We start from the raw sequence: 24,487 nt of genomic DNA on the forward strand, positions 1-24,487 counted from the left end.
TACTCCTTAAGATCGACAAATTTTAATAAAAACTTTTTATGTTATTCAGCATCAAAATCTTCTATCGCTGTAAATGGAATAAAACTCCTCTTTTCTGGTGATGATTCAGTTGCTGGAATAGTAAATGTGTAATATGATTTTTTTGTTTCATTATTTGATCTAGCATCATACCAGCTTAAAAAATCATTGAATACATCTTCTGAAATTTTAAATTGCTTTGATGTATTATTAGTCATATTTATTGTAAGCATTACTGTTTTAACTTCTACACTTTCTACATTTACTGTACATGATGCACTTGCATTACTTCCATCCTGAAGCACTGCTGTTATTACAGCTGTTCCTGCCTTTAATGCTGTTACTTTACCATTTGCATCCACACTTGCCACACTAGAATCACTTGAACTCCACTTTATTCCCTGACTTGCCGCATCCTTTGGAGTAGTCTCAGCTGTTAAAGTATCTGACCCACCTACTGCCAATGAATCTACTAGTTTATTTAAAGTTATTGTTGAAGTTGGAGCCTTATCACTTACTGTTATCTGGCACGAATTGCTTAAGTTACCATCCTGAAGTGATACTGTTATTATTGCTGTTCCTGCTTTTAATGCTGTTATTTTGCCATTTGCATCTACGCTTACTACACTAGAATCACTTGAAAACCACTCCACCGATTTATCTGTTACATTTTCAGGAGTAATTGTCGGTATTAAATTAAATGTTTGTCCAACTGTTAAAGAATATGTGCTTACATTTAGATTAATTCCAGTTGGTATTGGTCCAACAGTTACTTTTTCCGTAGCAATGTCACTTGAATTTCCTGCATTATCAATAGTTTTAGCATTTATAGTATATGTGCCCTCTTCCAATGTAACAGGATGAGCATACTTAATCCAATCCCCACCGTTTATCTGATAATCAGTTTCTTTTACGCCTGACTCAAAATCACTTCCGTCGGCAATAGTTAGCATTTCTTTGTCTACAGTAATGGTTGGCTTACTTGGTCCCGTTGTATCTACAGGTGCACCACTTCCTGTTAAAGTCTGTTCCCATGACAACTTATACTTTTTAGAGCCATCTCCTAATTGTCCATTATAATTACAACCACAAGCCCAAAGTGTACCATCTGCTTTCAATGCCAATGAATGATCATTACCGCAAGCAACTTTTGAAAATCCAATTCCAACTTGCGTCCATATAGACTTACCATCTGTAGAGCCATCACCTAATTCTCCGTAATGATTTGTCCCACAGCTCCACAAAGTACCATCTGTTTTTACAGCCAATGAATGAGTATCACCAATAGAAATTTCTGAAAAACCTGAACCTATTTGTTCCCATGATATTCTATTGCTTGATTCTCCATTGCTCTTGCCATCTCCTAATTCTCCATCTCCATTAAATCCACAGCCCCAAAGGCTTCCATCTGTTTTTATTCCAAGTGAACTATAGTATCCAGCCACAATTTTAGTGAAGCCTGAGCCTACCTGCTCCCATGATGTTTCATTTATGGTACTACCGTCACCTAATTCTCCATAGTTATTAAATCCACAGGCCCACAAAGTACCATCTGTCTTTAGAGCTAATGAATGAGCTTCACCACAAGAAATTTTTGAAAATCCAGAACCTACCTGTTCCCACGATGTTTTATAAGTTTTACTTCCATCGCCTAATTCTCCGTCTGAATTAAATCCACAAGCCCAAAGAGTGCCATCTGCCTTTAATGCCAGTGAATGATTACCTTTAGAATCAACATCTGAAAATCCTGTTCCCACTTGCTCCCATGATGTCTTACAATCTGTGGTTCCATCTCCTAGTTCTCCCCAGTGATTAGCTCCACAAGCCCAAAGTGTACCATCTGCCTTTAGTGCTATCGTGTCATATCTACTAGAAGAAACTTTAATAAATCCAGAGCCTAACTGTTCCCATGATGCTTTATCAATCTTAGTGCCATCACCTAGCTGCCCATAATCATTACGTCCGCATCCCCAAAGACTTCCGTCTGCCTTTACAACAAAAGATCCTCCTCCAGCAGACATATTATTTATGGTGTTTTCAGCAGCATAAACTTTAAGGTTGTCCTTTAAAGAAACATGACCATCTTTATTTATGCTTAAATTAGGAGCTGTTACTCCAATGCCTAAACCAATAGCAGCAATAAGTACATTCATAAATACTTGTTTAATCCTATTCATAATTTCCTCCATGTTTTATTAATTTTAAATATTACAATTATAGTTATCGTTATATATTTTTGTAATATTATATACTAAATTACAAAAGTTCTATGAATATGTACAAATATTCTGTCAACTATTTTTTAGGCAAAATAAAAGAGCACATTCACTGCCATGCTCTTCTTGTTATAAACATTTTAAATAATACTATGCTCCTAAAAACCATAAACATTTCTTATGCCACGAACATTCCCCGCAAACATCCTGTGCCTCTTTTTTATTTTTTAGTCTTTTATTCACCATATCAATTAACTCACCTGTACAAATTTCTTTCCCTGCTTGTAAGTTTAATTTCTCTAAAACCTTTTTATCTATAGTATGTACTTTATCAGAATCTTTACATTTCCCATTTGCATTTCTAGGACATGCTCTACAAATATCATCACATTCATCAACCAATACTATATTAGAGCCTTCATTTTTCTTTAAGTATTCTACTACCTCCGTCATGTTTTTTACAAAATCATCACTATATCCATATCCCTGAAATCCCTGCATACACAAAAAATGATGTGCTCTTAATCTTAATTTTGCTTTGCACATACTTTGCCTCCTAACTATTATCTTGTTAATTCTATATAAATTATCATACTCGGTGTTTGAGCGAAGCTCATTATCCTTCTTTACTAAATACAGTATATCTTTAAATTCAAGCCCATTAATTTAATATCGGCTATCATATAATATATCCAAACCTCGTATATGATAATTATCCTTCTTAACTTCATATGGTCAATCTCTTAATCTACGTCACTTTCAACCCTTATAGGTACTCTAAAAACTTACATTAGATAATAATTATAATTCAGCAAAGTTTAGTTTCAATTCCTTATAGGTATTCTAAAACCTAAAATTATTATTAAGTTGTTTCCTATATAAGACATCGTTTCAATCCCTTATAGTTATTCTAAAACCCCATCAACTATACAATACTCCTACCTTCAGCAAAAAGTCAACATTTTCCAAAACTTGCTTCACTTTATTAAAAATCAATCTTAACCCGCTATATTAAGCCAAACCTAAAAATCGTCGACCCCCCGTGTTTTTACACTACTAAAGGTGGACGACTCTTTTCAATTCTTTTGTATATGGCTCTATTAAAGTTTTACATTAATATCTAGTTAAATATATCAACCTAAAACTATTGTTCACTTATTTCTCAATTTCTTTATTTCATCAATAGAAAGTCCTACTTTCATTGCTATGGTTTCATCATCTAAGACATCCAAAAAATTTCTTGCTATACTTAGCCTTGCTTGAAAATCCCCTTCTATTCTTCCATTTCTCTCAGTTGCTTTTATTTGTGCCCTGTAATCCATAAGTGCCTTTAAATCATTTTCATATATAATTTTATAATATCTATCAAGCCTATTTTTTATTTCTTCAACATTTATATATCTTGCTTCCCTTATAGTTTCTTTACCATTCACAAATACGATAACAGCTGGAAGTGTAAACACACTATATGATGCAGCTAACTTTATATTTCCCTCTACATCGATTTGAACTGTTTTAATATTCGGATATAGTTTAAGCACTTTATCTAGTTCTGGCTTTATAACCTTGCACACGCCGCAGCTTTTACTTGAAAAGTATAAAAGTAAAATTTCATTGTCATTTATTAAGCCTTCTATTTCTTCTTTTAAATATACTTTACCCAATTTTATATCTCCACCTTTTTTCATTTAAAGTTAATAACTAATTTTCCGTCCTTATAACTTGCACCAGAGATTTCTTTGGAGTGAAGTTTTTGAGGAAGTACAAAATTTCGCTTTTCATTCTTTATGGATATGCTGAGTTCATCGCTGCGCTGATACAAATCCATATCCTTTTTATCAATGAAAGGCACACTTATAGAGAAATTCCAGCTATCATCAGAAGCTTTTTCTATTTCAAATATCTTTCCTTCAAATAATATATCACATGGATTTACTTCATTATAAATATGATTTCCAAGGTAAAAAAGTTTTTCACATCCCCTTACTTCATCATTCATAAGTTCAACCTTAAAAACTGGAATCGGATTAAAACTCTGGCATATATCTTGTATACTATCATTTTGGAGTGCAAACCATTTTTGAAAATATCCAGAAGCACCTTCCTTTGAAAATATCTTATTTACTATAATAGCATCTACATTAAAACCAAACAAATGAAAATAGGAAAAACTTTTTTTAGCTTCCTTTACAACTATTTTTTCTGGAGTTGTTACTATTCTTATACTCACCTGTGTTTTGTCTAGCATAAATTTATGAAGTTCATCGATTTTAGAATATAGAAGATCTATTTCATCAAAGGTTTCATCATCTGGGACAGGAATTTTTATGGTACTTTCAACTACAGGTTTTGCAATCTTAGCTGCTTTTCTTTTCATAGGAAATATTTTTTCCATCCACCATTTAAAAAGCTCAGGGAATTTCAAAAGTGACATAGTTTCACCTGTTGGAGCGCAATCCACAATTAAAATATCAAAATTTCCTTCGTCATTAATTTCCTTCATTTTAATTAATGAAAGCAATTCATCAAAGCCAGGAAATACAAGTAGCTCCTCATTTTCTATAGTATCGTCATTTTTTGAAAACATAATCTTCTTCAAATAACCTTTAAGCTTACCCCACTTAGCTTCATTTTCCAAAACGGTATCTATTTCAACGGCATACAGATTTTTTTCTATTTCAAGAGGTTTATTGGAAAGCTTTTTCTCAAAAGAATCTCCAAGGCTGTGTGCCTGATCTGTACTCATTATAAGAACTTTTTTACCCTCTCTTGCCATTTTTAAAGCCGTTGCAGCAGATATACTTGTCTTTCCAACTCCGCCTTTACCCGTATATAATATAATTCTCATTTTCCCATCACCCTCCTAATTTATATTAACCTTTTTACATTCCTTGGCTTTACCTTCCGGCTTATCCTCAAATGTCTCAAGTATAATTTCCTTTAAAACGCCAGCAGCTTCTCTCTCAAAATCGTCAACTCTATTTTTTATAGGTTCCGGCAGTATCTCCTTGATTGCACTGCATCTAAGCATTTCCGATTTTATCATTTTCTTTACAAATTCTTTATTCATTTAAATCACTCTCCTCATTCTCAAAATATACAGATAAAATTCCACCATCAAGCTTAGCCCTATTCACAGAGTATTTTCTTAAAACCTCTGGCATTGGAACATTCCTTTTAAAATTTCCTATCTTAATTATGAGTTCATCATTGCCCTCACTTAGGTCAACTTCATTTTTTTCTGCAAATGGTACTTTTATATCAAGTCTATAACCATCATCTATTTTTCTAAATACTTCATTTTCTTCCGACTTTAAAACTTTAAATATATTTTTATCATTCAAAGAATCCTCTGCTATTTTATAAAGCCCTTCAAGCCCATTTATATCGGTAGGATACCATTTGATTTTATAAATAGGTATATTTGAAAAAGTTTCTTTAAGGATTTCCACATATTTTTTCTGAACCTCTTTCCATTTATCAAAAAAACTGTTGTCAATTTTCTCTGGTAAAATCCTATTTACATATAGTCCATCCACATTAAAATTATAAAGATTCAAGTACATATAATTTCTCTTTGTTTCATCTACAACCATTTTTTCAGGAATAGTTACAAGCCTGATACTGCACACTTCTCTATTCTTTAACAATCCTTCAAGTTCTCCAAGCTTAACGTACAATTTTTCTATATCATTTAACGCCGCATTACTTGGAAGTTCAAGTTTAAACACAGCTTTAGAAATAGGTCTTAAAACTTTCATGGCTATCTTGCCTATTGGGAACATCTTTTCCATGTACCAGGACAACATTTCTGGCATTTTTAAAAGTGAAAGTGTTTCTCCCGTTGGCGCGCAATCCACAATTATAAGGTCATAATTCTCTTCATCATAAATTTTTTTAATTTTCAAAAGAGAAAACAGTTCCTCCATACCTGGAAATACTACTATATCATCAAAACTTTCTTTATCTTCACTGCTTTCAAAGGTTAACATTTTCTTAAATGCCTCGGAAATAGTACCATAGTAAAATTCCATTTCATGATTTGGATCTATTTCAAGCGCCCATAGATTTTTTTCTACTTCTTTAGGTTCCTTCTCTAGATTTTTCATAAATATATCACTTAAGTTATGAGCCATATCTGTGCTGACTATTAAAGTTTTCATGCCTTCTCTTGCCGCTTTAGCTGCATGTGCTGCTGCCGTACTGGTCTTTCCAACTCCACCTTTACCTGTGAAAATTATAATTCTGGACATATTATCCCTCCATTTATTCTTTTTAAGAATTGTTCTTGCATCGAAGTATTTATTTTAAAAATAAAGTGCGATAATTCTCACTCTATTTCTATTTTTTTAATCTTTTTCTTTTGCTTTTTTTCATCTTTAGAATATAATTGTTCTATCAAAACATTCCTTACTTTGCTGAAAATACTTACTGCAGCAGTCTTTTCATCCTCTGTAAGCTCTTTATAAATCTTTTTTATAATTTTTATTATTACTTGTTTTTCTTCGTCTATAAATTTGCTACCTTCTTCAGTTAAAATTATTTCTACAATTCTTCTGTCCTCTTTATTTCTTATCCTTTGAATCATCTTTTTCTTTTCTAATCTATTTACCACTCCAGTAGTTGTATTGAGTGGAGCATTTATATACTTTGATATTTCTGTCATATTAGCCGTTTTACATCTATATAAAAATATGAGTACCATGATTTCATTTTTGGAGTAATCCATAAAAGTACTATTCCATTTATCTGGGAAAACTAAGAATTTAAACTCGTCAATACACGAAAAAATTATCCCTTCAAAATCGATGTTTTCATTAAATCCCACAATGCATTCCTCCATTTAGTTCTCTTCTCGAAGTATATTTTTATTCTATCATCGAAGTATTGTTTTGTCAATAGTTAGGCTGCGAAGTAACAATGCTTCGCTTAGAATAAAGGCAAAGAAGAATAATGGGTTTTCAACCCAAACCCCAGATATGATAATTATCATTCTTAACCCCATACAGCCAATCTATTAATTCACGTCACTTTCAATCCCTTATAGTTATTCTAAAACCCTATCAACTATAGAATACTCCTACCTCCAGCAAAAAGTCAACATTTGCCAAAACTCACTTTACACTGTCAAAAATCAATCCCAACCCGCTATTTTAAGCCAAACCTAAAAATCGTCGCCCCCCCCGATGTTTTTACCCTACTCAAGGTCGACGACAATTTTAATCGATCATTCAATTATAATATCTTCATCATTCTAAAATAAAATTTGTATTTTTGCTACTCAATAGTATATCTACACATTAAAGTCTCGCTTCCTATAAAAAAAGTACGTCAAAATAGAAAAAATAGCAATTAGCACAAGCGAAATAATGCTAACCCCAGCACTTATTCCATTCCCATTTACAATATCTTGATAGCTAAAATATTTAAAAGGAGACAGTATATTAATTGCATTTATTTTATCGGTGAAATCAGTTATTTTTGATATCATAAATGAACCAAATAGTATTCCTGCTGCAGCGGAACCTGAAGCTTTTGAATTTTTTATAAACACAGATAGCAAAGCTCCTAATGATAAAAATATTAACTGAACAATAAGCATGCTCAAGATAAACATCATTATTTCACTTGAAATATCTTTTCCTTTATTATAGGCATTAACCATAACTATAGAAGAAATTAAAGTAACTATATTTAAAACTAATACATTTACAAACGCAGCAAGTAGTTTTGAAGTTAATATAGTATTTAGAGAGATTGGCTTCACCATAAGAAATTCAGTAGTTTTATCTCTCTCCTCTTTTGCAATAATTCCACTTCCAAGAAGCACAGCATGAATAGCAGCTGTAATCTCGATATAAGGAAATAGAAATGCAAAAAAGCCGCTCATTTTTGACACATCAAAAGAACCAATTCCAAATAATGCTTTTAGTGAATATGGCATCTTATTAAAAAGTTCATTACTATTTCCTGAAGAATAAACCGTATACTTGCTCATACCACTTACAACTAATAAAAACATGCACAAACTCCATATTATTAACGCTTTTCGATTAGCTTTTAATTCTCTTAAAAAAACATTCATAATGATATCCTCCATATAATTAAAGCTTAGAACTTATTAGCTTACAGCGTGTATATCCTTTTTCGTATAAATAATATAACTTAAAGCTATAGCAGCAATCACAATAATTGCACCGGTAATAAGATATTTAGTCTCATAGCTTGCGTTTTTAATAATGTACGTTATATCAAAATATTTGAAAGGTGAGATAAAACGAGCCACCTCACTATTTTTATCAGTAGAAATGAAAGCTCCAGCCATGTACAATCCAAAAACCACACCAAGCGATATTGGGAGAACTGACTTAAGCTTATTAAAAAATACTGAAATAGCAACACCAATTGCTAGAAAAATAAGCTGTATAAAAAATAAAGTAAGATTTATCATTAAAAATATCCTTACATTGTAATCTACTGTTTTAATAGCATTAGCTATAATGGTAGATGCTGCGCAAAATAATACATTTGTAACTATAAGCATAGTGAAAGCTGCAAGAAGTTTTGCAGTTACTATGGTGAAGCGTGAAATTGGCTTAACAAGAAGAAAATCTGCTGTACGTTCCCTTGATTCCTTTGAAAGTATTGAAATTCCCATGTTCATAGCTTGAATAGCTCCACAAAGTACAATAAAAGAGAAGATCATTGAATAAAAGCCCAAAATTGACGTAATGTAATCAATATTAATGCCAAGCATTGCTCTAATTGATGCTGGATAGTTACTCAGAAGCTTTTTAAATTCCGCTGAGTCACTTGCCATACTAGGATAAATTGAAAGAAACAGTGCAGCCAAGGCAACTAGCGCACATACCCAGATAGCAACTGATTTTCGTAATGACTTAAGCTCATGAAGATATATATTCACAGTGATCAATCCTCCTTTACATAGTAATGCATAAAGATTTCTTCAAGATCCGGTTCATCAATAGATATATTGCGAATATCCATTGCAGCTATTCTCTTTATAACAGAATTTATATCTCCTTTAAACATAAAACTTGCAGTATTACCCTTTAACTTAAAAGCACTTATACCGCTAATGTTAAAAATATCTTTGTTAATTGGATCTTTGCCTTCAATACTGATTTTCTTGTAACTATTTTCATGAAGAGTACTCATCTTTTCAAGTTTTATAATTTTCCCTTCCTTAATAAGTGCAACACGACTGCACATCTTTTGCACTTCACTAAGAATGTGTGACGAAAAAAATATAGTAGCACCCTTTTTATTTTCCTCTTCAAGGAGTTCAAAAAATCTTTGCTGCATTAATGGATCAAGACCACCTGTAGGTTCATCTAATATAATTAACTTTGGTTCATGAAGTAGTCCCTGAACAATTCCTACTTTTTTCTTATTACCGAAAGAAAGATCATTTATTTTCTTTTTTAAATCCAAATTCATTATTTCTGCAAGATCATTTATCCTCTTCGTACAGTCCTTTTTATAAAAGCTAGCAGAATATTTAAGTAAATCTATAACCCTCATATTGTCATAATAAAAAACCTCCGATGGCACATAACCAAGTTCTTTTCTAACTTCAGGGTATTCAAAGCAGCTTTTACCGAAGATAGTTGCACTTCCGCTTGTTGGATGAATTAGCCCCAAAAGTGTTCTAATCGTTGTAGATTTTCCCGCACCATTAGGACCTATAAAACCAAAAATCTCACCCTGCTCTACATTTAAATTTACGTTACTTATACCTCTTGCTTTTCCATAACTTTTTGTAAGATCCTTAATTTCAATAACGCTCATGGATGTATCCTCCCACATTTTAATTATTCATTTTTAAAGCACAGGACAATTATTATATATATTCCTCTTTATAAAAATTATTTTTAATCAAATTCACACATTTGTAGTATTCCTTAAAAAGTTCATCAAAATCAGCTTCTGTATTAATTTTATTTGATAGCTCACTAGTATATCCTTCAGCTAACCATACAAGCATTTTCATAACAAGCTTTACATCAATGCCATCTTTAAATTTTGAAGTATCAGTTCCATCAAAAGCAATTTTATTTCTAAATCCCTCACCTTTTGAAAAAATATTTTGTATATCTTTTTTAACTTCTTCATCAGTTTCGAAATATACATTAGTTAAAAATGAAAATATAGATGGGTGCTTTTTCATAACTGAAATTTTAATATCACCTGAAACCATTATCCTATCAAAAAAATCAGCAATAGTTTTATCAAATTTCTCATAAATTTCATCCATAATAAGCTTGCTGCATAAATCAATCAAGTAAAGATACAAAGCCTTTTTGGTACCAAAATAGTGAAACACCATGGCTTTTGAAATGCCAGCAGCAGAAGCAATATCACTAACAGAGGTTTTTTTATAACCATTAGTACCAAAGCACTTGAGTGCCCCATCAATAATTATATTTTGCTTTTCTACTGGTAAACTCAAAAATTTTTCCAAAATAATCACCTCATAAACTAGTCGACCGAATCGGTTTATTTGAATATATCATGATAAACCGATTCGGTCAATAGTTTTTTTTATTTTTTACTTATTGTGAACACTTAAGCATATAAAATCAATATACTAATAAAACATAAAAAAAGAGCGCATTCCACAAGGATATGCACTCTTTTTAACAGGGAAATCAATCATACATTATATACAGTTTTTATAAACCTTATATTTTGAGCTTTTAGGCTCATTGCAACAGAATTTGTTATGCAGCTGCACTCATCAAATCTAACCTCGTGCAAGAACTGACAATTAGTAATGCCTGTAGCTGCAAAATATACATCTTCACCCTTCACAAGATCGTTTAAGGTAAGCGATTTAGAAACATCATCAATGCCCATTTTTTTGCATCGTTCAATTTCTGTATCTGTGTGAGGTATAAGTTTAGCCTGCATATCGCCGCCCATGCATTTAATTGCAGCTGCTGCTATAACGCCTTCAGGTGCTCCTCCTGTTCCCATAAAAATGTCAACGCCTTGATTTTGAAGTCCACAGGATACTATTGCTTCAACATCACCCTCTCCAAAAAGTTTTATTGATGCTCCAAGTTTTCTTGCTGCATTTACTATATCCTTATGTCTACTCCTATCTTGAGCTATAATAGTAATATTTCTTACATCTTTATTTAAAGCTTTTGCTGTATTTATTATATTTTCCTCAGGTGATTTATCTATATCTATTGCACCCTTAGCTTTTTTCCCTACAGCAATCTTTTTCATATACATATCTGGTGCATGAAGAAGGGAATCACCTGCTCCCATGGCAACTACGGCTATACCGTTAGATAATCCTTTCGCTATAAGCGTAGTGCCGTCAACAGGGTCAACTGCTATATCCATTTTAGGCATATCATCTTGCCACATTCCAACTTTTTGCCCTATATAGAGCATGGGAGCTTCATCTAATTCTCCTTCTCCTATTACTACTGTTCCTCTTATAGGCATAGACTTGAAGGCTTCATTCATTCCATCAACAGCTTTTTGATCCGCTTCGTTCTTGTCTCCTCTTCCTATTAACTTTGATGATCCAATGGCTGCCGCTTCTGTTACTTTCACAAGCCCAAGTTCCATAAATTCATATATCAATGCTAATCACCCTTCCAACATGATGATATTTCTACTCGAAACTCTGTGCCATACCTTTAAATATGAACATAACAGCCGTAGCGCCCGAATCTGGTCTGCCAAGAGATTTTTCTCCATAGTATGCTGCTCTACCGTGAACGGATTTTATTTTCTTTGTATCTTCAACGCCTTGTTTAGCTGCTTCATATGCACTATTAAAAGCAGTTTTTGCATCTACATTTTCTTCTGCTGCCTTTTCAAGAGCTTTAACTCCTGGATCTAAAGCATCAAGCATGGTTTTCTGTCCTACTTTAGCTTTTCCTCTTTCCATAACTCCATTTACAGCAGCTCTTCCCATTTTTGAAGCAGTTAAAAGATCTATCTCTGTTTTGCCTTTAGCTTCTTTGGCTGCTTTAATGAAGCATGTTGATATAAGAGTTCCCATAGTAGATGGTACTACGGAGTTCATTTTCATTCCAAGCTTCATTAGCACTACACCTATATCATCTGAATCTATGTTGTCAATTTCATTATAAACAGCTGTGAAGCCAGAAGTCATTGTAAGTCCTAAGTCTCCATCACCCATTGCTCCATCAAGTTCTATGAGATATTGTTTTTCTTCATTCATTACTTTTACTATTTCACCAAGCATTTTCTTTAAAGATTGTTTGTTCATATCTATCACTCCGTTTCCTAAAATTGCTTAAAGAATGGTGAATATGCTTTAAAATCAAGAAGCTCTTTTAATTCGTCATCTAATTTAAGAAGTGTTAAAGACATACCAGCCATTTCCATAGAAGTTGCAAATTCACCTACATAGTTTCTATATATTTTTATTCCTTTTGAAGTTAATATTTCATTTACTTTTCTATAAGCTATATATAATTCTTCAAGAGGTGTAGCTCCAAGTCCATTAACAAGTACTGAAACTTCATCCCCTTCTTTATATGGAAGGTCTTCAATTATTTTATTAAGCATTATTTCAACAACTTCATCATTTGTTTTTAATTTTCCTCTTTCAATTCCAGGCTCACCGTGTATTCCCATTCCTATTTCCATTTCATCGTCTGCAATAGTGAAAGTTGGCTTTCCTGCTTCTGGCACTGTACATGGAGTAAGTGCAACTCCCATAGTTCTTGTATTATCAACTGCTTTCTGAGTAACTTCCTTTACTTCTTTAAGAGAATACATTTTTTCTGCAGCTGCTCCAGCTATTTTGTAAGCATAAAATAATCCAGCAACTCCTCTTCTCTTATCTTCTTCTCCCTTTGGTGCTGATGCAACATCATCTGTAACCAAAACTTCTTCAACTTCTATATCATCCATGGAAGCAAGATCAGCTGCCATTCCAAAATTCATAATATCTCCGCCGTATCTTCCATAAAGGTGGAGAACTCCTGCTCCATTATCTATTGCCTTATCAACTTCATACATACACTCTGCACTTGGAGATGCAAATACATTTCCAACTGTTACTCCATCAGCAAGGCCATAACCAACATAGCCTAAGAAAGTAGGAAGATGTCCTGAACCTCCCCCTGTTGCTATGGCAACCTTTCCTTTTTTCCTTTCATCTGCTCTAACAATGCATCTAAAATTATCATTAACCATTTTTAAGCTTTCAGGATGAGCAAGCACAATTCCCTCTATAGTCTCTCTTGGAAAATCTTCAGCTTTATTCATTAACTTTTTCATATTATTCAACCTCCGTGTAATTCTGTAGAAATTTTAACTTATGCACAACTTATAAAAATATAAGTGTGCATAAGTTAATAACTTTGTATTTTACTTGTTAGGGAATTTAATTTGTGAAGGATATTCCCACTTTTGAAGTTCTTCAGATCCAAATGCTTCTGGCTCTTTGCCTCCATTTATAACAAGTGTTCTATAATAAACTTCTGCTAATTCTTCTACATAGTGTGCTTTTAATAATGCTTCATCTGGGTCTTTATCAGCTGCAACTACACCATGTTTTTCAAGTAGTATTACATCTGCTCTTTTTATAGGCTCTACAACACTATCAGATAAAGCTGTTGTACCAGGTCTACCATATGGAGCTACAGGGATTACTGCATCCTTTAGTCCAAGGTTTGCACATTCATATATTATTGCAGGTATTTCTTTTCTAAGTACTGCAAAAGCTGTAGCAATACGTGAATGTGTATGTGCAATGGCAAATATGTCTGATCTTGTTTTATAAACTGCAAGATGCATTAACAATTCACTTGTAGGCTTTAACCCTGTAACGTTTTCAATAACGTTTGCATCCAAATCAACTACACATATATCGTGATAAGTTAATAACTCTCTATCAACTCCTGTAGGTGTTACAACAACATATCCAGTTTCTTTATCTCTTATACTGAAATTTCCTGATCTGTGTTTACAAAGTCCTGATCTATCAGCTTCTAATGCTATTTTTACTACTTTCTTTTTTAAATCTTCTAACACAATTACCACTCCATTCGAATAATATTTAATTGATGAAATTTACTATTTTGCAGCTTTTGCTTCTGCTGCTTCATCAATTTTTTTCATGTATTTTGCATACCAGAAGAACAATCCAAAGTAGCCTACTAAAAGAATTGCTGGTATAAATTCACCGTTTATTACATTAAGTCCATGTGCTAATAACCATCTTAATTCTGGCATTTCTACACCAAAGTAAGTTATATACTGTCCAGCAGGTACTTTTATAGTTGAAACCGATCTAGCAAGGTTAGTTACTATTGGTGAGAAACTTGTTGAAACCATTAAATAAATAGGTGTAGCAATGAATCCTAAAATAAGCATTCTTACTAAGTTACCACCAGTTACGATAAGTGCTGGTACGAAAACTACAACGTTTATTATGCCTGCTAATGGTATAACATTATTTAATCCCATTTTTGACATAGCAACAGCAAGAATTAATTCAAAAGGTACTAGTATTATAGATGCAACCCATATTTCTGATTGTCCAGCTAAGAACGGCCAGTCAAGACCAATGTATATTTCTCTTCCTTTGAATCTCTTTTTCATAACTGCACTTGTAGCATCAGCTATTGGAGCTAGAGCCTGCATGAATAATTTAGCAACCATAGGGAATAGAACAAGAGCCGTTGCAACCTGCATAGCAGTATTTAAAATATCCTTAACGCTATATCCAGCGCATGCTGCTATTAAACCACCTACGATAAATCCCATTACACTGTTTTCACCGAATATTCCAATTTTCTCTTTTAAATGCTCTGCATTAAGATTTGACTTATTTATTCCAGGCACAAAATCTAAAAGTCTGTTTATAGGTGCAAGTAACGCTGCCTGTATACACATATAGTGTGAACATGCTACTCCAGGTATTTTAGTAATTCTGTATAATTGTTTTTGTGATATATCTGCACTTTTAAGCTCTAAAATAACTTGAATTGATGCTGCAAAGAATCCTAAAGGTACACTCTTAGTTACTGCTGCAACCATAGTTGCTGTGAAAATTTTTCCCCAAACATTCCATAAATCAACGTTAAGACAGTCTGTCCACTTAAATGCTAACATTAAAATATTTATTCCAATTTGAAGAGGGAAAACAAGTACCGCATATGGCCATGCCCAAGCTATGGCTGACATAGGGGCCCAACCAACATCTATAGAGTTTAAAGTTATTCCTGTATTTTTAACAAATGCTGAAGCGGCAGGGCTTATAGCATTAAACATAAAACTAAGTACTACGTTCATTCCTGTAAAAGCTACACCAAGTGTGATGCCGGCAATAATTGCTTTTTTAGGTTTCATCTTCATGAATAATCCAAGGATTATCATAATTACTGGTAGAAATATTGCGGCTCCTAATCCCAATATATAATTAACAACTGCCATTTTTAATTCCTCCCGTTTATAAATTTTATATATATTATTTCCATGATCTGTGTTATAATTACCTAAATACGATTATTTATTTATCTTTTTCCCAATAGGTTTTTCAGTAACCTACTGGGATTTTTTTATGCACCAAGATATTCTTTTAATTTTTCAAACTCCTCATCTATTCCAATTCCAGTTAAGAATGCAATTCCGTTTATTGTTGGCTTTCCAAAATCATGTCCTGCTGAAACTATTGACACGTATATATCGCATTGATCTATGATGCTTTCTAGAGACTTTATGTCAACTGCTTCAACGTCTACTGGAATTCCCTCATCTTCACACATACTAGCAATTTTAGATGCAACCGTTTGAGACGTAGCAACCCCTGAACCACAAGCAACAAAAACTTTTTTTCTAACACCACTCATAATAAATACCTCCTCAAAGTTTTTTAATTTTATTTATTATCCCCATATAAAACTTTATTTAATATGGTAATTACTTCCGTTTTCTCTTTACAATTATATAAGCTTATAAGTGTTTCTTTGTCAGATAATATTGACATAAGTTTACTTAAGGTTTTTACTTGATCTTCAGGTTTTCTAACTGCCATCATTATAATTAATTTTGCCTCTACATCTTTTTCTCCAAAGCCCATTTCTTTAAATATTACTGGATTTTTTAACTTTGCCACTACTATGGCAGCTTTGTTAACATGTATGGCATCAGTATGTGGAAGAGCAACTTTAACTCCTGCAGTATTAAGTCCTGTTGGAAAAACCTTTTCTCTATCTAAAACACCTTTAATATATGATTCTTTTACATACCCCCTTTGCTGTAATTCTGAAGCTAATTTTTTTAATAGTTCTTCTCTACTATCAGCTTTGTAATCTAAAAAGATTAGTTCTTCATGTAATAAAGTCTCCTCCATTTTTCTTCCTCCCTACTAAAACCTTTACACCATTTTATATAGCAATTTGCGTGCCAACTTAGTGCATAGTATTAAAACCTTTACATTCTCTTGCACAAAAGCGAAAAAATATGCACTAAAAAAATTCAAAATGTGAAGTGCATATTTTTTATAGCTATATTTCATACTAAAAATAGTTTCTGCATAGTACTTAGTTTGCTATTGCATTCGACATATATCCATATTTGATTTATTTTTGTTGATTTTTATTTAATTTTATAATAAAGTAATTATATAAATTAGTTCTTCCCTAATTTTAATATAAGCACCTATTCCTTTACTCTACCCTTTACAATCAAAAATCTAATTCTAAGAGGAGACATTATGAAAAATTTAATTTTTTACTTATTAGTGTTAGTCTGTATTGTTCTTTTCTTTTTACTACTATTTTATAGGAATATATATCTTATTGCCTTTAACTTTATATTGGTTTTAGTACTCAGCAAGCTGAAATTTGCAAACAAGAATTAGCAATCATATCTTTCTAATGGACTATTCAAAATAAAGTAGGTGATTATTTGAAAAAATCTGAAATCGTTTTTAACTATATATGTGAGAAAATAAATTGTAATTATATAAAAAAATGTATTGAATCTGACACCTATCTAGGCATAGGGGCTTTAGAAATTCAAAATGAATTTAATATTGTAAGAAATAATGCAAGTACTCTTTTAAATGATCTTTTAAAGGCAGGAAAATTAATAAAGGTAAACGGAAGGCCTGTTACCTTCTTTCCAAAAGTCACTTTAGAAAAAATGAACATAAATATAACTAAGGATGCTTTTTCGCCTGAAGAATTTAAAGATATATTAAATATTAATAAGAAGAATAATGATTTTGTAGATCCATTTACATTTTTAATAGGATATAACAATAGTCTTCTTCATCAGATTGAACAGGCAAAAGCAGCTGTAATGTATCCCCACAACGGACTGCATATTTTACTTCTTGGAGAAAGTGGTGTTGGTAAAACAACTTTTGCGTCAATGATATACAAGTATGCTCTTCAAGAAAAAAAGAAAACAGAAGAAAGTTTCCCCTTTATATCCTTCAATTGTTCAGATTATTACAACGCTCCACAACTTTTAATATCCCAGCTATTCGGTCATATAAAAGGAGCTTTTACCGGAGCCGATAGTGATAAAATAGGATTAGTTGAAAAAGCCAATAATGGTATTTTATTTTTAGATGAAGTTCACAGACTGCCGCCGGACGGTCAAGAAATGCTATTTTATCTTATGGACAAAGGTGAATTTTCAAGGCTTGGTGAAACTTCAAAGCCTAGAAAAAGTAATGTACTTATAATTGCTGCAACCACAGAAAATCCAGATGATACCTTTCTTAATACATTTTTAAGGAGAATTCCGGTTACCATTACTTTACCTGCTTTCAGGGATAAGACTTTAGACGAGAGATTTGAAGTTATAGAAACACTTTTTCACTATGAATCAATAAAGCTTAATATGCCTATTAAAATCCCACCAGAAGTACTTAAAGCACTGGCTTTATATCAATTTATAGATGGTAATATAGGTCAGTTAACTTCTGAAATTAAGCTTCTATGTGCAAAAGCCTTTTTCGAACATCTTCAAAGTAACAAAGAATTAGTCATAGAATTTAAAACGTTGAATTCCGAAATACGAGAAAATTTATTTAATGATATGCACATTTCATCTAGTGATAAGACATTTTTAAATATGTACAGTGAAAATTTAATAATAAATCCTCATGTAACGGCTAATGAAGATACTAAACTAAAAATTATAAGTAAAGATATAGATATATACGACTCCATAAATAAAAAATTAGAAGAACTAAAAGATGAAGGACTCAGCATCAGCGAAATAGAAAATGAAATAACCAATACTCTAGAAGATACCTTCAACAATGTAATAAATAAATTTAATCCTAATAGTTTAAATATACGAAAACTGTACAGCGTTGTTCCTAAACAGGTTGTAGATACATGTACAAACTTAATTAACGTAGCTCAAGCAAAATTAGGCACTAAGTTTAGCAATAAATTTTTCTTTGGTTTTACTTTTCACATATATTCACTCTTAAAAAGAATTGAAGAAAATAAGCCTATAGTAAATCCAAACATGGCAATTATAAAAAGACAATATAAAAAAGAATTTGAAGTCTCATCAGAATTATTAAGAATACTAGATGAAAAATTTGCCGTACTTATACCTGAGGATGAAAAAGGCTTTTTGTCTGTACTCCTTGCAAACAATAACCATTCTAGTAAAACTACGGACCTCATTGGAGTTGTTTTAGTATGTCATGGAGATAGCACTGCTTCAAGTATGGGAGCTGTTGCTAATAAACTTCTTAATGTAAATAATATAAAAGCTATAGATATGCCTCTTGATGCTACGGTGCCAGATACCTATGAAAAAGTAAAAAATGCAGTAATAAATGCAAATAGCGATAAGGGTGTGTTTCTGCTTGTAGATATGGGTTCTCTATGTCAATTCGGTGAAAGAATAATGGACGAAACCGGTATAAAAGTAAGAACTATAAACAATATATCTACACTTTTTGTCTTAGATATTTTAAGAAGTGTTTTATATCAGGAATACGATATAGATACTCTCTATGATTCTTTAGTTAAAGATATAAAAGCAGAACATACTGCAATAAAAAGCAAGAAAAAAGCAATAATAACAGTATGTACAACAGGTCAGGGAGTTGGATTAATATCTAAAAATATAATTAAGGATTTAATAAAAGATAAATATAATGATGCAATCGAAATAATAAATATCAACTACTTTGATATGGAAAATAACATAAATGATTTACAGGAAAAGTATGATATTTTAGCTTGCATAGGAAGCTTAAAGCCAAGTATCAATATACCTTACTTCCCTATAAATAAAATACTAAACAAAAACTTTCAAAATGAATTCACAAAACTTTTAGATGCAAATTTAATTTCATCATCATCTGAAGACTCAAAAGAAGAAAATACTCAGAAAAGTATATATGAAATCTCCAAAGAAATGCTTGAAGAATATATAAAATACGTTAATCCCAAAATAGCAATAGCTTCAATAAAAAAGTTTATAACTAAATTAGATTTACCAAATAGAATTGAATCAGATGATTATATAATTGACTTAATTATTCATATGGGATGTATGCTTGATAGATGTATTCATGGAGATATGGTAAAATTCAAAGATTTAGATAGTTTTAAAAACTCAAACAGGAAGCAATTTGACGAAGTTAAACAGTCTATATCTGTTATTGAAGGCGATTTTAGAATAAAAATAAGTGATGATGAAATATGTTATATAGTTAAAATACTTAATAGATAGTTTAAGCTGCTGCATTAATTGAGTTAAGTTTTTTGTCAAAAGCTCATATAAATTAATGCAGCAGCCTTAATTTATTTCACCAATTATCCCTATTTACTTGTCGCAGATTGCATTTTGACCTCTACACTCATTGTCAATTCCTCACAGATACTTTAATTTCAAAATTCCACTTTACTTAATTTGTATATTACACTTCTCAACACAACCGAAGCCCTGTGAATTCTTTGATCCAAAGCCCGAATTATATCCTATGTTAATCAGCTTATCTGAACCCTTCAAAATGAACTCACCGGTCCAACCTTTTATTACGGTCTTTTTATATACTAATACCTTTTCTTTAAGTTTAGAATTATGTACAGCTTCTATACTAAAATCACAATTTTCAGGATTTGTGCCATAAGCAGCATTATACTTCTTAATAAGATTTTTCCGTATAAGTTCTGAAAATTCACTTTCAAACGGACTATAATAATAAGTTTTTTTCTTGCAATTATCTTCAAAAGTACTGTACATTACAATAGGCGATTTAGTGTACACTTTAGCTCCGGACTTCAAAACATTTTTAGTGCATTTAACTTCTTTGACACTTACTATATTATTTCCTAGTCTAATCTCATCATTCATAATTATTCCATTTACAAGGTAGCTTAAAAACTTATCATCCACAGCTGAAATTTCAAGTTTTACCTCATTATAATAAGTTATAGTTTTTTCCCTTGAGTTAATTGAGAATTTACCTTGAAGCCTAGAAAATGTATATAACTTATACGTTCTATTTCCACATTTATATCCTGTATCATGTATAAACTTTGTATAATTTTCATCACTTAACCATTTTAAAATTACAGCTTGTACTATGTGGTTATACTGTAAATTTAATTTTATAGGTTTATCAAAAACAAAATTTGTTATTACCCTCATTTTTATCAACCTCTATTTACTATATATACAATATATTACAAAACCATTTTTTGTTTTTGTCGCTTTTGCTGGTAAATTATGAAATTTAATATAACATTATTTTATAATACAATAACTTTTTAACATACTATGTATAAATTTTATTTAATATAATACGAAAAAGTATTGAGTGGAAAACTCATAGGATTGATTTTTGTTCAACATAATAAAGAAGCAGCTCACAACTGCTTCTTTATCTAAGGGATTGATTTTTGTTATAGCATTCACAAGTTCCAAATAAAACCTGGATTCTATAATAAAGGTTTATATAACATCTATATTATATATTCTTTTTGGAAATTTAACAATAATTATTCTCTAATTATTTTTTCCTTTTGCATGAGAATAAATTAAAAATGCAATGAAAACAACAACACCTAAGATACTAACCAGTTGGGCAGCTCTTATAGGTCCAAGCATTAAGCTGTCTGTTCTCATACCTTCGATAAAAAATCTTCCCAAGGAATACAATCCAATGTATGCAAAAAATACAATGCCTTTATTTTTACTTTTCCTAATAGTAAACATTAATATGCAAAATACTATTAGATCCCAGGTAGACTCATATAAAAATGTTGGATTATAATACATACCATCTATTGTCATACCTTTTTGAATAAATGCAGGGAACTTATGTATAAAACTATAAGTAACAGCATCTCCATGTGCTTCACCATTAAAAAAGTTTCCCCATCTTCCAAGAGCTTGAGCCAATATTATAGAAGGTGTCGCTACATCTGCCATTTTTAGAAAACTTAATTTTTTGCGTTTCGTATACAAATAAGCTGCTAAAAGCCCAAATATCAAGCCACCATGAATAGCGAGACCACCATTTCTTATATTTATCATATCCCAAACATTACCGTTATATGTTTTAAACTGAAATATAACATAATAAAGTCTTGCTCCAATTATACCTATAGGTAGGGATATAAGCACAACATCTAGTACAGACTCATAATCAACATCCCTCCATTTTGAATTTATATAAGCTATAAAAAGGCCTAAAACCACCCCTGTAGCTATAAAAATTCCATACCATCTTATTTGAAGTCCAAATAATGTAAATGCAATAGGATTCAAAAAAATCACTTCCTCTTTTATCTATATATTACTATAAACGCGATAGTCTTATTTTAACATAAACTTTTAACTTTTTTAATGGTTATGTTTTAAATAAGTGTGAATAACAGTCCCATTAAAAATAAGTCATGGTAATAATTCCATTATAAAGCATTATGAAACGTTATAATTAAATTTATTATACAGTTTAAGTATTAAAACCTTATAATTACACTTATATCTAATTTATTTTAAAAATCAAATATGATATAATTTAAGGTATGTTTTTAATCCTTTTATTAGGTTAAATGAGAGGAGAATCTAAATTGAAAAAAAGGCATATTAATCCAAGGCTTATTTTAGGCAGAAAATTGTTTGCAGTTTTTTTTATTTTTCTTATTGTATTTTCCGCATTAATGTTTAAACTTTTCTCTATAATGTTCACGCATTCAAATGAGTATAAGGAGAAAGCCTTAAAACAACGGGTAAATCAAGTTACAATTTATCCTAAGCGCGGAGATATACTTGATAGAAATGGTAATAAACTTGCCACAAGTATAAGTGATTATAAAATAGATGTCGATATGAACACCTTAAGTTTATCTTTAAAAAACAATAAAATGACACTAAAAACACTTTGCGACAAATTATCACAGATTTTAGGTACACCTTCTGATAAAATTTATTCAATTCTATCAGCTAAATCTTCTAATGGAGTGCCTGTAAAATTTGTAACACTTGCAAGACAAATTGGGAAAACAAAAGTTGATAAAATAAATGCACTTGGCATAACCGGTTTTGTTGCTTCAGATGACACCTTACGAGTTTATCCGAATAACAATTTTCTTGCAGAAGTACTCGGATTTACAAATTCTAATGGAGATGGAGTAGCTGGTGTAGAGTTATCCTACAATAAAGTTCTTGCAGGAACACCTGGTTATAAAACTATTGAAACTGACGTTACAAGAAAGCAGCTTCCTTATGGTAATTCTGAATATGTAGCTCCAAAAAACGGTAAGGATGTAACTTTAACTATAGATAAATCTATACAAGACTATGCTGAGCAATCTGCCGAACAGGCATTATCTGATAATAAAGCTAAAGCTGTTTCAATAACCGTAATGAACCCAAAAACAGGCGAAATCCTAGCAATGGTAAATAAACCTGATTATAATCCTAACAACCCGTATGTAAAACAACCGGGAATATCACAGTCTACGGATGAATTATTTCAAAATAGTGCAGTTCAAAAAACTTTTGAGCCTGGATCAATTTTTAAAGTTATAACTGCCTACACGGGACTCGCAACCGGAACAGTAAAAGATCCAACCGCTGTAGATTATAGCTGTGATGGAAGCATATCCGTAAACGGAACTGTTATTCATTGTTGGCAACTGTCTGGACATGGTGGCGAAAGCTTCATTGATATTTTAAAACATTCATGCAATGTTGGTTTCGTAGAACTTGGTCAAAAAATCGGAAAGGATAATCTTCTTAAGTACATTGACATGTTTGGTTTTGGTCATAAAACTGGCATAGATCTTCCTGGAGAAGTTTCAGGACTCGTAAGACCAAGCGATAAGGTCAATTTAGTCGATTTATCAAATATAGCATTTGGACAAGGTATTGGCCTTACCACTGTTCAATACATGGCCGCTTTCAATGCTGTAGCAAATGGCGGAACCTGGATAAGACCTCACGTAATGAAGGACGTAACAGGAATGAAAAATGGACATCCTGTAACTACACCATATGCTGATTACAAAAAAAATATACTAGATCCTAATATAGCTGCACAATTAAGAGGTTATCTCAGAAAAGTAGTTGGTGACAAAGATGGTGTTGGTAAGAATGCAGATATTCCTGAATATGACATAGCCGGTAAAACTGGTACAGCACAAAAAGCAGATCCAAAAACAGGTGGATATACTCCTGGAAAATATATTTCTTCTTTTGCAGGTATGGCACCAGCCAACGATCCTCAAATTACATTGCTTGTTTCAGTGGACGAGCCTGGTACTGGAAGTTATTATGCCTCAGATACAGCAGCACCTGTTGTTAAGGATCTTTATCAAAAAATCTTTAACTATATGATAATAAACGGAAAACTTAATTTACCTGCAACTAAATAACATCATACACCAGATTTGAGTTTTAGCTCACTATCTTTATTAATCCAATTAAGCATTCTTAATATTTTATTCAATGCTTAATTGGATTTTTTTATTAATAAACCTTGGTAAAAAATCATAGAATATTTAGATATTATCATACGTGATATTGGGGTTATGCCAATTATTGTTCTTAACCCAACACCAGTACTTTCCTAATATAAAATTCTAATGCTAAAAACAAATTTCTCGCATGCTGACAACCAAAGCCATGTCAGCACCCTGCAAACTAACTATATTCAATGCACATTATTTACGCCCAAAATTCCGTAGGCACGGAGGAATTTTTTCCTTGTTTCACCTTTAAAGAGAAGAAAC

22 protein-coding genes are annotated in these 24,487 nt (G+C 31.8%); 2 read left to right on the plus strand and 20 right to left on the minus strand.

Annotated elements, in window-relative coordinates; genetic code table 11:
- Positions 1-41: 41 nt before the first annotated feature.
- The 18 genes from BEE63_RS08000 to BEE63_RS08085 form a co-directional block, all read right to left on the minus strand.
- Positions 42-2,195 carry an Ig-like domain-containing protein gene (locus BEE63_RS08000; protein ID WP_066020891.1) on the minus strand — a complete coding sequence of 718 codons (2,154 nt, stop codon included), beginning with the start codon at positions 2,193-2,195 and terminating at the stop codon, positions 42-44.
- Positions 2,196-2,384: 189 nt separating this feature from the next.
- Complete coding sequence (locus BEE63_RS08005) at positions 2,385-2,780, minus strand: DUF1284 domain-containing protein (protein ID WP_066020892.1); 396 nt, start codon at positions 2,778-2,780, stop codon at positions 2,385-2,387.
- A 605-nt stretch (positions 2,781-3,385) separates the two neighbouring features.
- Positions 3,386-3,898 (minus strand): thioredoxin family protein, encoded by a 513-nt coding sequence (locus BEE63_RS08010; protein ID WP_157797105.1) that lies wholly within the window; start codon positions 3,896-3,898, stop codon positions 3,386-3,388.
- 20 nt (positions 3,899-3,918) lie between these two features.
- A complete protein-coding gene (locus BEE63_RS08015) occupies positions 3,919-5,082 on the minus strand; it encodes an ArsA family ATPase (protein ID WP_066020894.1) in 1,164 nt (387 codons plus the stop codon).
- Between the two features lie 15 nt (positions 5,083-5,097).
- On the minus strand, positions 5,098-5,304 hold the full coding sequence (locus BEE63_RS08020; RefSeq protein WP_066020895.1) for a hypothetical protein: 207 nt from the start codon (positions 5,302-5,304) through the stop codon (positions 5,098-5,100).
- Positions 5,297-6,487, minus strand: a complete 1,191-nt coding sequence (locus BEE63_RS08025; protein ID WP_066020896.1) for an ArsA family ATPase — start codon at positions 6,485-6,487, stop codon at positions 5,297-5,299. The genes BEE63_RS08020 and BEE63_RS08025 overlap by 8 nt, the downstream gene beginning before the upstream one ends.
- Before the next feature lie 77 nt (positions 6,488-6,564).
- Positions 6,565-7,062, minus strand: a complete 498-nt coding sequence (locus tag BEE63_RS08030; protein ID WP_242874743.1) for a MarR family winged helix-turn-helix transcriptional regulator — start codon at positions 7,060-7,062, stop codon at positions 6,565-6,567.
- Between the two features lie 465 nt (positions 7,063-7,527).
- Entirely contained in the window at positions 7,528-8,319 is a 792-nt protein-coding gene (locus tag BEE63_RS08035) for an ABC transporter permease subunit (RefSeq protein WP_066020898.1), read from the minus strand.
- A 36-nt stretch (positions 8,320-8,355) separates the two neighbouring features.
- A complete protein-coding gene (locus BEE63_RS08040; RefSeq protein ID WP_066020899.1) occupies positions 8,356-9,159 on the minus strand; it encodes an ABC transporter permease subunit in 804 nt (267 codons plus the stop codon).
- A gap of 5 nt (positions 9,160-9,164) precedes the next feature.
- On the minus strand, positions 9,165-10,046 hold the full coding sequence (locus BEE63_RS08045; RefSeq protein ID WP_066020900.1) for an ABC transporter ATP-binding protein: 882 nt from the start codon (positions 10,044-10,046) through the stop codon (positions 9,165-9,167).
- Positions 10,047-10,098: 52 nt separating this feature from the next.
- Positions 10,099-10,719 (minus strand): TetR/AcrR family transcriptional regulator, encoded by a 621-nt coding sequence (locus BEE63_RS08050; RefSeq protein ID WP_066020901.1) that lies wholly within the window; start codon positions 10,717-10,719, stop codon positions 10,099-10,101.
- A 191-nt stretch (positions 10,720-10,910) separates the two neighbouring features.
- Positions 10,911-11,858, minus strand: a complete 948-nt coding sequence (gene glpX, locus BEE63_RS08055; RefSeq protein ID WP_066020902.1) for a class II fructose-bisphosphatase — start codon at positions 11,856-11,858, stop codon at positions 10,911-10,913.
- Positions 11,859-11,889: 31 nt separating this feature from the next.
- Positions 11,890-12,513: a dihydroxyacetone kinase subunit DhaL gene (gene dhaL / locus BEE63_RS08060; protein ID WP_242874745.1), complete on the minus strand. Its 624-nt coding sequence runs from the start codon at positions 12,511-12,513 to the stop codon at positions 11,890-11,892.
- Between the two features lie 17 nt (positions 12,514-12,530).
- Complete coding sequence (locus BEE63_RS08065; RefSeq protein ID WP_066020904.1) at positions 12,531-13,532, minus strand: dihydroxyacetone kinase subunit DhaK; 1,002 nt, start codon at positions 13,530-13,532, stop codon at positions 12,531-12,533.
- A 90-nt stretch (positions 13,533-13,622) separates the two neighbouring features.
- Entirely contained in the window at positions 13,623-14,288 is a 666-nt protein-coding gene (locus BEE63_RS08070; protein ID WP_066020905.1) for a class II aldolase/adducin family protein, read from the minus strand.
- Between the two features lie 42 nt (positions 14,289-14,330).
- Positions 14,331-15,692, minus strand: a complete 1,362-nt coding sequence (locus BEE63_RS08075; protein WP_066020906.1) for a PTS galactitol transporter subunit IIC — start codon at positions 15,690-15,692, stop codon at positions 14,331-14,333.
- Between the two features lie 125 nt (positions 15,693-15,817).
- Positions 15,818-16,108 (minus strand): PTS sugar transporter subunit IIB, encoded by a 291-nt coding sequence (locus tag BEE63_RS08080; protein ID WP_066020907.1) that lies wholly within the window; start codon positions 16,106-16,108, stop codon positions 15,818-15,820.
- A 29-nt stretch (positions 16,109-16,137) separates the two neighbouring features.
- Positions 16,138-16,611 (minus strand): PTS sugar transporter subunit IIA, encoded by a 474-nt coding sequence (locus tag BEE63_RS08085; protein WP_066020908.1) that lies wholly within the window; start codon positions 16,609-16,611, stop codon positions 16,138-16,140.
- Between the two features lie 557 nt (positions 16,612-17,168).
- Here BEE63_RS08085 and BEE63_RS08090 point away from each other — a divergent pair.
- Positions 17,169-19,976 carry a sigma 54-interacting transcriptional regulator gene (locus tag BEE63_RS08090; RefSeq protein ID WP_066020909.1) on the plus strand — a complete coding sequence of 936 codons (2,808 nt, stop codon included), beginning with the start codon at positions 17,169-17,171 and terminating at the stop codon, positions 19,974-19,976.
- A 171-nt stretch (positions 19,977-20,147) separates the two neighbouring features.
- On the opposite strand, the gene cas6 is transcribed toward BEE63_RS08090, so the two are convergent.
- Together cas6 and lgt are read right to left on the minus strand one after the other, a co-directional pair.
- Entirely contained in the window at positions 20,148-20,897 is a 750-nt protein-coding gene (gene cas6 / locus BEE63_RS08095; protein WP_066020910.1) for a CRISPR-associated endoribonuclease Cas6, read from the minus strand.
- A gap of 357 nt (positions 20,898-21,254) precedes the next feature.
- Positions 21,255-22,019 (minus strand): prolipoprotein diacylglyceryl transferase, encoded by a 765-nt coding sequence (gene lgt / locus BEE63_RS08100; RefSeq protein WP_066020911.1) that lies wholly within the window; start codon positions 22,017-22,019, stop codon positions 21,255-21,257.
- A gap of 305 nt (positions 22,020-22,324) precedes the next feature.
- Here lgt and BEE63_RS08105 point away from each other — a divergent pair, with 305 nt between their 5' ends.
- Positions 22,325-24,130, plus strand: a complete 1,806-nt coding sequence (locus BEE63_RS08105; protein WP_066020912.1) for a peptidoglycan D,D-transpeptidase FtsI family protein — start codon at positions 22,325-22,327, stop codon at positions 24,128-24,130.
- The last annotated feature ends 357 nt before the right edge of the window (positions 24,131-24,487 follow it).

It is taken from the genome of Clostridium pasteurianum (genome assembly GCF_001705235.1).
Lineage (GTDB): Bacteria > Bacillota > Clostridia > Clostridiales > Clostridiaceae > Clostridium_S > Clostridium_S pasteurianum_A.

What these genes read in the sequence shown, in the direction of transcription:
- BEE63_RS08000 (WP_066020891.1), bottom strand. Translation starts at nt 2,195, where the DNA reads ATGAATAGGATTAAACAAGTATTTATGAATGTACTTATTGCTGCTATT.
- BEE63_RS08005 (WP_066020892.1), bottom strand. Translation starts at nt 2,780, where the DNA reads ATGTGCAAAGCAAAATTAAGATTAAGAGCACATCATTTTTTGTGTATG.
- BEE63_RS08015 (WP_066020894.1), bottom strand. Translation starts at nt 5,082, where the DNA reads ATGAGAATTATATTATATACGGGTAAAGGCGGAGTTGGAAAGACAAGT.
- BEE63_RS08020 (WP_066020895.1), bottom strand. Translation starts at nt 5,304, where the DNA reads ATGAATAAAGAATTTGTAAAGAAAATGATAAAATCGGAAATGCTTAGA.
- BEE63_RS08025 (WP_066020896.1), bottom strand. Translation starts at nt 6,487, where the DNA reads ATGTCCAGAATTATAATTTTCACAGGTAAAGGTGGAGTTGGAAAGACC.
- BEE63_RS08035 (WP_066020898.1), bottom strand. Translation starts at nt 8,319, where the DNA reads ATGAATGTTTTTTTAAGAGAATTAAAAGCTAATCGAAAAGCGTTAATA.
- BEE63_RS08045 (WP_066020900.1), bottom strand. Translation starts at nt 10,046, where the DNA reads ATGAGCGTTATTGAAATTAAGGATCTTACAAAAAGTTATGGAAAAGCA.
- dhaL (WP_242874745.1), bottom strand. Translation starts at nt 12,513, where the DNA reads ATGAACAAACAATCTTTAAAGAAAATGCTTGGTGAAATAGTAAAAGTA.
- BEE63_RS08065 (WP_066020904.1), bottom strand. Translation starts at nt 13,532, where the DNA reads ATGAAAAAGTTAATGAATAAAGCTGAAGATTTTCCAAGAGAGACTATA.
- BEE63_RS08075 (WP_066020906.1), bottom strand. Translation starts at nt 15,692, where the DNA reads ATGGCAGTTGTTAATTATATATTGGGATTAGGAGCCGCAATATTTCTA.
- BEE63_RS08080 (WP_066020907.1), bottom strand. Translation starts at nt 16,108, where the DNA reads ATGAGTGGTGTTAGAAAAAAAGTTTTTGTTGCTTGTGGTTCAGGGGTT.
- BEE63_RS08085 (WP_066020908.1), bottom strand. Translation starts at nt 16,611, where the DNA reads ATGGAGGAGACTTTATTACATGAAGAACTAATCTTTTTAGATTACAAA.
- cas6 (WP_066020910.1), bottom strand. Translation starts at nt 20,897, where the DNA reads ATGAGGGTAATAACAAATTTTGTTTTTGATAAACCTATAAAATTAAAT.